Source organism: Methanothrix sp. (genome assembly GCA_029907715.1).
In the GTDB taxonomy this organism is placed as follows: domain Archaea; phylum Halobacteriota; class Methanosarcinia; order Methanotrichales; family Methanotrichaceae; genus Methanothrix_B.
In genome coordinates, this window is record JARYLI010000007.1 from 31,503 (window position 1) to 43,541 (window position 12,039).

Annotated in this window: 7 protein-coding genes; 4 read left to right on the forward strand and 3 right to left on the reverse strand. The window is 54.6% G+C overall.

Annotated features, from left to right (window positions below):
• Window positions 1–153: 153 nt before the first annotated feature.
• Window positions 154–3,633 (reverse strand): hypothetical protein, encoded by a 3,480-nt coding sequence (locus QHG98_05995; GenBank protein MDH7597275.1) that lies wholly within the window; start codon window positions 3,631–3,633, stop codon window positions 154–156.
• Window positions 3,634–4,257: 624 nt separating this feature from the next.
• On the opposite strand from QHG98_05995, the gene QHG98_06000 reads away from it, so the two are divergent.
• From QHG98_06000 to QHG98_06010, 3 genes are all read left to right on the forward strand, one after another.
• Window positions 4,258–5,535 carry an ATP-binding protein gene (locus QHG98_06000; protein MDH7597276.1) on the forward strand — a complete coding sequence of 426 codons (1,278 nt, stop codon included), beginning with the start codon at window positions 4,258–4,260 and terminating at the stop codon, window positions 5,533–5,535.
• Window positions 5,532–6,269, forward strand: coding sequence for an MBL fold metallo-hydrolase (locus tag QHG98_06005; GenBank protein MDH7597277.1), 738 nt, complete (start codon window positions 5,532–5,534; stop codon window positions 6,267–6,269). The genes QHG98_06000 and QHG98_06005 overlap by 4 nt, the downstream gene beginning before the upstream one ends.
• A gap of 155 nt (window positions 6,270–6,424) precedes the next feature.
• Window positions 6,425–7,114 carry a 16S rRNA methyltransferase gene (locus tag QHG98_06010; protein ID MDH7597278.1) on the forward strand — a complete coding sequence of 230 codons (690 nt, stop codon included), beginning with the start codon at window positions 6,425–6,427 and terminating at the stop codon, window positions 7,112–7,114.
• Between the two features lie 282 nt (window positions 7,115–7,396).
• Here QHG98_06010 and QHG98_06015 read toward each other — a convergent pair whose 3' ends face one another.
• Window positions 7,397–7,663 carry a winged helix-turn-helix domain-containing protein gene (locus QHG98_06015; protein MDH7597279.1) on the reverse strand — a complete coding sequence of 89 codons (267 nt, stop codon included), beginning with the start codon at window positions 7,661–7,663 and terminating at the stop codon, window positions 7,397–7,399.
• A 468-nt stretch (window positions 7,664–8,131) separates the two neighbouring features.
• Here QHG98_06015 and glgP point away from each other — a divergent pair, with 468 nt between their 5' ends.
• On the forward strand, window positions 8,132–10,279 hold the full coding sequence (gene glgP, locus QHG98_06020) for an alpha-glucan family phosphorylase (GenBank protein ID MDH7597280.1): 2,148 nt from the start codon (window positions 8,132–8,134) through the stop codon (window positions 10,277–10,279).
• 442 nt (window positions 10,280–10,721) lie between these two features.
• Here the strand turns inward: glgP and QHG98_06025 are convergent, their stop codons facing one another.
• The gene (locus tag QHG98_06025) at window positions 10,722–11,672 is read right to left on the reverse strand and encodes an EF-Tu/IF-2/RF-3 family GTPase (protein MDH7597281.1); all 951 of its coding nucleotides are present in this window, start codon (window positions 11,670–11,672) and stop codon (window positions 10,722–10,724) included.
• Window positions 11,673–12,039 lie beyond the last annotated feature (367 nt).

Below are 12,039 nucleotides of genomic sequence, written 5' to 3' on the forward strand. Positions count from 1 at the left end.
CAAAACTGCAGACGAGGCGATCAATCTCACCCGAATATAGTATTCCGCATAAGTTGATATAATATAACATATCACACAAAATAATCTATAAAGTATGACATATCCAGTAGCTTTTAAATGGATTTACATGAAGTGGCGCAAAGAACTATAATTTCAGTCCTGGAACTTTATGTTCTTCTGTATCTGGAAGCTTCCATTGAGCCTCTGATCCGCCTTCATCTTCTTGCTGAACTTGGAGTACTCAGTTCTGGTGTTCCACATGCCCTCGAACGCCTGCTCTGTGGAGAACGCCACCGTGTTGTTTCTGTAATTCACAGATCTTATCATCCCGCGCTCGCTCTTATCGAGCTGGCTCATGTTGAAGCGCTCTGTTATGCTCGCGCCCATCCCTCCGTGGAAGACAGGCGAGTCAAACCGCTTGAACCCCTTCAGAACGCCTCCATCAAAGGATATATCCTTGACCTCGCTGAAGTTGACCGTCGGGTTTGATTTCTCCATGCACCTGACAGAATCCATGTTCAGGTTCCCGCTGCCCTTCAGGTCCTCCTCGTACGAGAGGGCATTCTCCATGAACGTATCTCTTATTGAGACCTCCCCCCTCCCGCTCACTGTTGTGGACTCGATGTAGAGCATCCCATCACCCCGGGTTTTCGTCTCAGGCAGCGGGCTCGGTCTGCTTTTCGGGGTGTGCGAGACCCACTGCAGCATGTACGGCCCGTCCTCTGCGCTGCTCTGGCCGCATGTGGCCCTGACCGATATCCCCAGGATTGTCCCCGCGCTCTGTCCGGGGATCAGGCAGCTCCAGTAGCCATCCCTCCGGCTGCCGCTCTCCAGCAGCATCTTGATCTGCGCGGTTCTCTTCATGCTGACCATGTCAGCTCTGGCTATGCTCTGGTCCGCCACCCCGTACTCAAGGATGACGGAATCCACATCCGAGTCCCCTCTGATATGGGCTACGACCCTGACAGGGGCACCTGCAACCGGCTCCGGAGGTATCGCGGTGACGTCCAGAATGCGGACCGGGGCTCGTCTGTCCCTCACGCTCTCTATCCCCAGCGTGGTGTTCAGCGACGGATCCTGAATGCCCATGGAAATGCTGTCCTGCTCAGATGACACGTTATCGCCAGTGGCGCTCTGTCCCGGCACATCGATCTGCTTTCTCATGATCAGCTCCCGGATGTATTCGATCACCTCCCTGAGGATGGAGAGGGCAGACTGATCTCTGGATGCGGGGATGCTTTCACGGTATCCATCCGGGCTGAGCATACCGCTTGTCCTGTCCTTCACAGCTCTGCTCACGTTCTCAGATGCGACCGCGTTCCTGGCGGATGAAGCTCCAGTGGCATTGGTGGTTAGGGGGATTGTGATGTTTTCTTTTTCTCCGGCTGTGCTGTTGAGCGATGCGCTCGATTCCCTCTCATCAGACACATTTTCATTCGCGCCGATCTCTTTTACTGGAGATACACCAGCAGATGTCTCCGCACTTGATGCAGCGGGAAGGGTGCTCTGCGGTTTCCCAGAAGGTCTCGGCTCGAGCCCCCTGAGAAGCCTTATTCTCAGAGGCTCCCTGTCCAGAAGATGCGATCTCGATGGGGTCAGCCCCTCCGCTGTAACAGTATCGGAGATATCCATCGTGAGAGGTATCGTCATGGTCACCGTTTTTCTCTGCTTCGGTGCGAGGAAGTCGATGCTTCCCATGGGGCCTATGACCCTGCTCGTCACGAATATCTCCTGAAGCGGCACGCCGCCCACATTCTCCACGGTGCAGGAGATGGTCACCTTGTCCCCAAAGCGTGCCGCCGAGGGCGAGACGCTGAGCTTAAGATCCAAAGCTGCATCGACCACAACCGCCTCACAGATTGCATCTGCACTCCATATCCTGCCGCGGGCGTCCCTGCCCGTTGCCTTGAAAATCAATGTACGGTTCTCGTTAACAGAGAGCGAGGGAGTGGCGGTCCTGAACTCGCCAGGCGCCAGGTCTCCGATAGATGCAACCGTCCCGAACTCCGATTCCGAGATTCGCACATCATACAGGAGATCGGTGCCGGGGTTGGAGACGAGACAGCTCACGTTGAACGCATCTCCGGCAGGGGACATAACACGAGCTGGCATCACAGACAGAGTTATGTTCGGCCGGATGACCTTCATGGACAGAACCGCTGTGTCAGAGACGACCTGATCGCCGGCTCCGTAGCCCGTTGCTGTGATCGTCACATCTTTAGATGCATCTGATGAGATGGATGCGGCTATTCTTGTTCGGGTTCCTGGAGGGATCTCCCCGATCCTGCCGCTCCTGATTCCTGCGAGCGTAACGTTCCTGAGGGCCACCTCTCCGGTGTTCTCTATTGTGCACAGGACCTCAGACTCCTCCCCGGGATATAGAACAAGCTCTGATGGCTCAAGCGAGAGGTTCATACCGGCTCTGTAGACATGCACAGCTGTCTGCGAGAAGGCGTAAATCTCCCGGCCGGTCGAGTCCCTGGCAGATGCCATTACAATGTCATCTATCGATGAGGAGATCTGCCTCTTCCTGCTGACATGGCTGACCTCTCCCGGCTTCAGCTCGTTTATCTCCCCGATATGGCCGAAGCTGTCCTCAACAGAGATATCTCTGAGCAGATCCGAGCCGGAGTTCTCAAGCCTGACTGTGATGTTCGTCACTCCTCCCGATATTATCTCCGGCGGATCAGCGCTGGCACTCACATTAAGCTCAGGCGAGACGACCCATACCGTCACGGATGTCTCGTTCGCGACAGGAGCGCCGTTCCTGTCGCTCCCGGATACATTCGCCACGATCTCTGTCGTGGAGTTGATGGTGAAACTGCCCTCCAGGCTCATGGATCTTCCGGGCAGGATGAACTGGGTTGTCATCCTCCTCCCGTGGCAGTGCAGATCCACGTTGTAGATGACATCACTGCAGGAGTTTCTGACCGTGCAGCGGTAGCTTATGTTATCCCCTGCTCTCGCCCTCGTTGTGCCCGTCTCAAGGATCAGATCCAGGCCGCTGGAGGGCCTGTACTCCATGGTCCTCAGGGTGGACTCCGAGTCTGCAGCTCCCACCGGCACTGAGCGCGACCGGGGGTGTGTGACATCACCGACAAGAGTCTCTCCGGCCTCGTTTACAGCCAGAACCCTTAGACCTTTATCAGCCAGTGAGCCGATCACAAGCGTGTGGCTCTCCCCGGGGCCGAGAGCAGGTATTATGCCGAGGATGCTGTTCCTGCTGTCGACTATCTTAACGCGCCTCAGCTCATTCTTCCCGAGGTTCGCGATCCTGACCCTGTACTCTGCGCCTCCGCCGATCCTGCTTGTCTCCACAGTCGCCCTGAGAGCAGGATACGGAGCCTGGCGCACCTCTTTATCCAGAACCCCGACGCTGATATCCTGGGATGCGAGCTCCCTCCCATCTGAGCTTGCGGTGATCTTTAAACGTGATGGAGATAAAATAGGCGGCGTCTTCGCTCTTATGCTGAAGACATCCCCGGGAGACAGTGTGTCACGAAACCCGATCTCCCTGGCGCCGTCTGTCACAGATATGTTTGAGAGTGCGCGATCCCCGGTGTTTCTGAGGACGCATGTGTAATCCAGTGCATCGCCCGCGACCACATCCGCACAATCTGCTCTGACCGTCATCTCCAGTTCCGGGCCAGAGGAGGTAGGGAGGGGCAGCCAGAAGGGCCAGGCGCATGCTGAGGGTATCGTACATGGCAGGAGGGATACGAAAAGGAGACCGAGGCTAAGCCAAGCTGAAAACCGGATACAGCTTCGCGTAGTCGGGCTACAAACAAGGCCCAGTCCCTTCATCTGCTACCCCACGAAATATTTAAATGGTTTCTATGTATAAACATTTCGGAGATGGAAAGCATCCAGCGCAATCGGTATATCTCCATTATTTTATGATAGTGCCTCTCCGAAGGCGTTTTTGTTATATATTTAAAAACTTTAAAATTTAAAATGTAATCAAAATATTCTAATTCGCGAAGATCTTGAAGGTACCTCGTAAAACAAAAACATATTCTATATTATTATTTTTAAATGAAATATTGCGTTGGTGTCAGGATCCGGTCACGTGCTCGATTCACCGGATGTTCTCCAGGGAATCGCGCCCAGCGGCACAATATCTCACTACTGAGGTGTCACTCGCTCTCGATCCCAACCATCGAGCGGGATCCTCAGGGCATCCTGTGCGGCGAACGGAAAGGTTTATCTCTTTTTATAGGTCACCAGTTACCTCCAGTTCTGAATGGAGTTCTGAAGATGGGTTCCGAGATACCCGGTTCTGTAGAGGTGACCGAGCTCCTGCTTACGGCAGAGATATACAACAGGTTTGAGAGCCTGACAGAGGACGACCTGCCATCAAAGATAAGAAAGCACTACTTCGACCCGGAGCAGAGGGGAGTGAAACGCCCCATCTACGTCACCATCTCTGATGTCGAGAAGATCTGCAGCATAGAGGACGTGAGGAGCATCGCGAAGCGCCTCCCCTTCATCGATATAGAGGAGTTCGGATCCCAGCTGAGGCTGACAGTATTCGATCTCGGTGCCAGATGGTTTGCCAGGGAGGGAATCGAGCGGGTGAGGTCGAACCCCGTGCTCGCTTACTACTACGAGAGCTATGATCATCTCGATGTCAGCTATGCAGAGGCTAGGCGCTCAAACAAGCCAAGATATGCAGACCGCGAATGGATCGAGGCCAAGATCAAGGAGCTTCAGGAGTCGGTACAGGACTCGGAGGATATGCTGAAGCTCGTCCAGATAAGATCGCCTGAGGACATCAGAGAGCGTATCGAGGATCTGGTGCTGACCGATGAGCAGAGGGGCGAGATATCAAAGATAGAGAAGGCGATAGAACACAGGGAGTACCTTCGCAGGGTCGGCTTGAGGGAGATAGGAAAGAGCCTCTTCGTCGGCTCTCCCGGCACAGGGAAGACGACGACCGCGAGGGCGATCGCAGAGTGGCTTGGTGTACCGCTCATAGAGGTCAGGCTCTCGATGATCACCAGCCAGTACCTGGGCGAGACCTCGAAAAACATCGACAAGGTCTTCGACCTGGCCAAGCGGCTCAGCCCCTGCGTCCTCTTTGTGGATGAGTTCGACTTCGTGGCGAAGACGAGGACCTCAGATGAGCACGGCGCGATAAAGAGAGCGGTAAACACCCTCCTGAAGGCTATCGATGAGATAAGCCTGGTGGAGGATGGAGTCCTGTTCATAGCTGCAACAAATCATCCACAGCTTCTGGATTACGCTGCGTGGCGGAGGTTCGATAAGGTTCTGGACTTCCCGCTGCCTGACAAGCTGATGCGCCGGAGGATCCTGGAGAAGATACTGTCGAGGATGGAGGCTGAGGTGGATATCGAGGAGATCGCGAGCCTTACCGATGGTTATTCAGGATCAGATCTGCGCCTGGTTGTCCGTGAGGCGGTGCTGAACGCCCTTCTGGAGGACCGCAAAACCCTCAAGCATATCGATCTCCTGCGCGCAATAGAGGACTTCGAGCACAGGATCAGGGAGCACAGAGGTAGAGTGGCTTTATGAGAGTCGTGATGCTGGGAACTGGCGATGCTATAGGCACGCCGAAGATAGGATGCAGGTGTCCCACATGCGTCGATGCCCTCAACGGAGGAAGGAGCCGCAGGCTGCGCTTCTCGATACTTCTGGAGAGCGACGAGGGCAGAGTGCTCATCGATACGAGCCCGGATCTGAGATGGCAGCTCATCAGGATGGGCATAAGCAAGGTTGACGCAGTCATCTGGACGCATGCGCATTACGATCACTACGCCGGCTTTGGCGACTTTCACAGGGTGCAGAACCATGTCCCTGTATACGCAACCCGGAGCACCATGGACTACATAATCAGCTATCTCTACTTCCTGAAGCCGCAGCGGCATGATGTGAAACCCATGGAGACCTTCGAGATCGCCGGGATGGAATTCACGCTCTTCGAGGTGAACCATCCGCCGGTCGAGACCATGGGCGTGCTGGTTTCCGCTGGTGGTAAAAGGGTCGTCATAACAAGCGATACAAGCGACTCGCTATCAGAGGAGAGTCTGGATATCATGAGAGACGCGGATCTCTTCATCGCGGATGCTATAATGCCCCCCGGATACAAACTGAACAAGCACATGAACGCTGAGGAGGCGATCTCTCTGGCGCGGAGGCTGAACGTGAGACAGACCGTGCTGACGCACCTGAGCCACCTGTACCCGCCGCATGATGAGGCTGCGAAGAGGTGGCCGCTTGCACACGACATGATGTCCATCGTCCTGTGAGAGGTAGATCGCGCTGGCAATCCGGTCGATAAATTCAGATACGGTCGGGAGCCGATGACAACGGTATTAGCGCTTTAATGGCTTGCCAATGCACCATCCCAGCAGCATTGTTTGCAAGAGTCTCAGCAGTTCGCCTGAAAAGTTGGAGAGTAACCATGATAAGCATGCTTCTTGCGGATTCTGAGCTTGAGCTTGTGCCGAGAGAGATCGTGGGGTATCCGGCGGTCCGGCTCAACGCCAGGAGGAGGAACAAATCGCCTGCGAAGAGTCTTCTGGATGCCAGTCTCCACCACTCCGCGATGCGGTCTCTTCCCATGGGCGATCGCCGCGGGAGGCCGGATATAGTCCACATCTTCCTTCTTGTGGCTCTGGAATCGGTGCTGAACAGGATGGGTCAGCTCAGGGTCTGCATCCACACAAGGAACAACGAGATGATAACCATAGACCCCACGACCAGGATACCAAAGAACTATCCCCGGTTTGTGGGCCTGATGGAGAGCCTCTTCGAGGCGGGGAGTGTGCCGGAGAGGGAGCCGCTCATTGTGATGCAGAGGGGCCGGGATATAGGCGCATGCATACGCGAGATACCACACGAAAAGGTCATCCTACTGTCCCCGAGGGGGAGAATGGTCAGGCTCAGCGATTACGTGAGGGGATGCGATGGCGCGCTCTTCATACTCGGCGGCTTTCCGAAGGGGGAGTTCATAAGCGATGTCAGCTCTGAAGCGGACGAGACGATATCAATCTACGGAGAAAGCCTCCCGGTCTGGACCGTGGCATCTGAGATACTCGTCAACTATGAAAACCACGTCCTGGAGAGATCTGAGCAGAGCGGTATAAAATAAATCGCGACCACCGAAATCTGAAAAACGTATGCATTGGCCATCGGTTAAGGGTCTTATGTAAATATATTGATCATTAAATTTGACGAATTGAGATCTCCCCATGGTGGAGAGTTTGATTCAAATCGACCGCCTGTGGACTCGAGTCCTGATAGCAGTACTTAGGCGAGATAAGACTATTAAGTCAAATTCTACACATGTCGATCTTAACCGATGACGCATGAAAACGTATGCGGTGTTGGGGCATGCAGCCTTCAGGCAGTTCGAATGCAGGCAGATCCCATGCTAATCCTGCTCAGAGGCCTCCTTCAGAACATCATGCACCCTCTTCAGATCCTCGAGCAGCTTGACGCCCTTTTCGGTCGTTTTGTATGTCACAGTTGAGCCCTGCGAGATCTCAATAAGGCCACGGGCGATCAGAAGATCCAGGTACGGGTTGACTGTCTTGAAGTTCAGGTTCACCTGGTAGACTATAGCGGTCTTCGTGGCACCGCCAATGCATTTCTGAAGTATCTCAGATATTATGCTCAGCTTGTCTCTCTTCAGCACCATCTTCTCATGTCCGGATATGCGATCAATTTAACAATATCCTAAATGTCTCACTCATCTCTCGCAGACATTATATAAAGATTTTATCGCAAATCAGGGCCCTGCTCAGCCTGAAAGTCTCGACTTTGTACACCAAACGCTCTTATGTACTCATCAACTTGGATATCAGACGGCTCAGAGCGAATGTCAGATGTTCTGGGGCTCGACGGCTATCTATGTTATGCGCAACCCTTTTATTCTTTGCTCTTGAGTCAACCTCGCTGTCAATCAGAAGACAACCCGAAGATACTTTGAGCCATCACTACCCCAGATGGTGGGTGAATCTGCATTGCGGGTTCTTTAGATGGGAAGAGGAAAATCCAAAAAACATGCGAGGAGCCGGATGGCAGCGATCCCCCAGCAGGATGTAAAAGCAGGATGCTCCTCCATTCGGTGGGTCACAGTCGATGTTCTTTGCGGAGGGCAGGCAGAGTGATAGACAGATTTCCAGAGGTACCGGCGAGGATTGAGGGGCTGAGGGAGCTGGCATGCAACCTCTGGTGGTCATGGCACCATCAGGCCAGGGATCTATTTAACATGCTGAATCCCGCTGCATGGCAGCTCAGCGTTCACAATCCTGTGAAGCTTCTCCACGAGATCGATAGATCTGTGTTAGAGAGAGCGGCTGAGAATGAGCATTTCCTGAGACATTACGATGCGGTCATCTCAAGGTTCAGGTCCGAGATGAGGGCAAAGGGTGGATGGTTCCCATCCCACATCAGAAACCCGATGAACTTGCCAATCGCATACTTCTCAGCTGAGTATGGCCTACACCACTCGATGCCGTTCTACGCCGGCGGCCTGGGATTCCTGGCTGGCGATTACCTCAAGGAGTGCAGCGATCTCAGGCTTCCCGTCATCGGTGTGGGCTTCATGTACCCCGGTGGGTACCTCAGGCAGAGGCTGTCTCCAGATGGCTGGCAGCTGAGCGAGAGCGAGATCCTGGACAAGAGCCACGCGCCGATATCCCAGGTGCTCGATGAAAATGGCAAACCACTGCTCGTGAGGGTCCCGGTGATAGAGCCTCCGATATATGTGGGGGTTTGGAAGCTCAGGATCGGCAGGATCCCGCTGTACCTCCTGGACACAGACGTCGAGGCGAACGACCCATGGAACCGGGGGATATCATCACGCCTCTACATCGGAGATGCTGAGCAGAGGCTGAGGCAGGAGATAGTGCTGGGCATTGGCGGCATGAGCGTGCTTGAGAGCATGGGCATAGATAATCTGGTCCTGCATCTCAACGAAGGCCACCCTGCATTCGCGGTCCTGGAGAGGCTCAGGCACCTCACAGGAAAGGGAATGAGCTGCAGTGACGCCATCGATTACATCAGGAGAACGACCGTGTTCACAACGCACACTCCCGTTCCGGCGGGCCATGATATATTCCCGTTCCATCTCATGGAGAAGTACTTCAACTCGTATCTGCCCTCGATCGGACTCACTCGCGATCAGTTCTTCAGGCTGGGCATAGATCCGGCAAACCCGCAGGCCGGGTTCAACATGACCGCATTCGCGATGCGGATGTCCCTGTACAGGAACTGCGTCAGCAGGAGGCATCTGGAGGTCACCGAGTCGATGTGGCGGCATCTGATCTCCGAGCTAAAATCGAACGGCATAGTCATCGATTATGTCACCAATGGCGTGCACATACTCACCTGGCTCGATCGCGGCATGGAGGATCTCTTCAACAGGTATCTTGGACTCGGATGGCTGGAGGAGCACGACGATCCCTCCATATGGGAGCTTGTGGACGATATACCCGACAGAGAGCTCTGGATGGCGCATCGGATGGCCAAGATGAGATTGATAACAACGATAAGGGAGCGCGCGAGGCTCAGGTGGTCCATGGACAACGCGGATCCGAGGATAATAGTCGCGTCTGGTGTGCTTTTTGACCCATCTGTCTTCACAATAGGCTTCGCGCGGAGGTTTGCCACATACAAGAGGGCCACGCTGATACTCCAGGACCTGAATCGCCTCAGGGGCATATTGAACAACGAGGACATGCCTGTTCAGATAGTATTCGCAGGCAAGGCGCATCCTGCGGATGACACAGCCAAGCAGATCATCCAGAAAGTCTACAACATAGCGAAGGATCCGAGCTTCGGGGGGAGGATAGCGTTCGTCGAGGACTATGATGAGCAGCTCGCTCAGTACATGGTCCATGGTGTCGACCTGTGGCTGAACACGCCGCAGCCGCCGCTCGAGGCATCCGGCACCAGCGGCATGAAGGCGATGGTCAACGGCGTGCCACAGCTCAGCGTTCTGGATGGATGGTGGATAGAGGGATACAACGGCAGAAATGGCTGGGCATTCGAGGGCGCAGAGGGCGCTGATCGGGATATCAGGGATGCGCACAGCCTGTACGATCTTCTGGAGAACGATATCGTGCCCCTGTTCTACAGGGTGGAGAACAACGATGGGGTGCCGCATGGCTGGGTCAGGGTCATGAAGGAGGCGATAAAGAGCACCGCGCCCAGGTTCTCCTCGAGGAGGATGGTGAAGGAGTACACTAGCAAGTTCTACGTGAACGCCCTGGATGCAGCCAGCAGCTTCAGCACGAGCGAGACACGATGACTGCGAAACTGCCTGTTCAGAGATGCACAGAGGTGCTATCTCACCCTGCGATTCGTTCTCATGCATTCAGCAACTTGGAGGCCATGAAGGCCGGTTGCTGAGTGCACCCATTCGCTCGCCAGGCCTTCGACGCAGTCGAAGATAAGTCGAAACGGGCGCATAGCATGATTGGTGCCTCTTCGAGCAAGTCATCAGATGGTTATGAGCGGGATACATTGGTCATCGGTTAAGGATTTTATGTAAATATATTGATCATGAAATTTGACAGATTGAGATCGCGCCAGATCGGTGAGTTTGATTCAAATCGACCGCCTGTGGACTTGAGTCCTGATAGCAGTACTGAGGCGAGATAAGACTATTAAGTCCAACTCTACACATGTCGATCTTAACCGATGACGCATGGAGCGAGATATGAGCGCCTGTGATTTAACGCACGCTGCTGTCAGGGAAGCTCGATCGTCCCGACTATCCTCAGCTTTCCTCCCTCCGGGTATGTCATGAGTGCCCTGTCCCCTGGAAGATGCACGAGAGGTTTGTCCAGGGAGAGTGTCAGATCAGGGCTCCGCGGATCGCCGGAGGTCGATTCGATTCTCGCAGGCACGTACTGCATCCAGTGCCCCAGGTGAAGCACCATCCCCTCTCTCAGGGGAGACTGCCAGTACCTCACGAGCTCTGCTTCCGATCTGAGGCTGGTGGAGGTTTTCACAGCATCGTTCGTGGTCAGAACCGTTCCCCGATCGAGCTCCGAGACCTCTATGCCCTTAAGCGCAAGACCTGCCCGCTCCCCCGTGCTCGCGCTCTCGAAATCCTCGTCGTGCTTCTGTATGGATCTCACCTGGGCATTCTTACCCTCAGGCAGAACCCGAAGGATATCGTGCTTTCTGATGGTTCCCTCTGCAACATTCCCCAGGACGACTGTCCCGACTCCCCGAACGTTGAAGAAGTGATCGACAGGTAGCGTCCCGGATGCGCTTTCCTCATGCACCACAGCATCAGCATCTTCAAGAAGACGCTCGCGTATCTCTATGGGATTGTCATCAATCACAGAATACCTCTCGACAGCAGTGGAGCGGACAAGAGGCGCGATTTGCTCCTCTGATATGTAGTTTTTGAGCACAATACAGCCATCGCGAATGCCCATGCAGTCCAGGGCGATAACTGCCTCCCCAAAGAGCTGGTCAATCTTCTCCACAACTAGGATGGCCCTGCGAGCCATTGACAGGGCATAGAAGAGCGGCGCAAGTCGGTCAGGATACCTGGTGGGCTCGACGAAGGTCACAGTCGTCTCGCCTCTCTTGAGGTTGTAAAATGTGATATCGCTTGCTGTACCCCTCTTTCCCAGATCCTTCGAGAACTCTGCTTTACCGAGCACCGCCACATTGAGGTTTGGCATGGGCTGAATGGAATTCAGACCGGAGTTATAGGCCTTGCGGTTGCCTTCGACTGCCAGGGCCAATGGTCGTCCACTTTATGCACCAAGCGCGCCAGGCGACGCATCCGTATCAATGAAGCTGTCGTCAAACCGCAACAGCAACCGGCGCGCAGGTGCCGTGCCCCCGGGAACCCATCCGACCATCAAGGGCCATGTTCCGAGGCTGGATCAGTGCTGTTTGGCTGCTCTTGTCCGTTGCTCGTTCACAAATACATTGGTCTGGCCATGCGCTCCCCGCGAATGGTTGCTTCCAGCATCCAGGCTGCATGGCCTCCACGCTGCCAACCACATGAGAGCGATTCAGACAAATCCGGAAGAAGACTTCGAT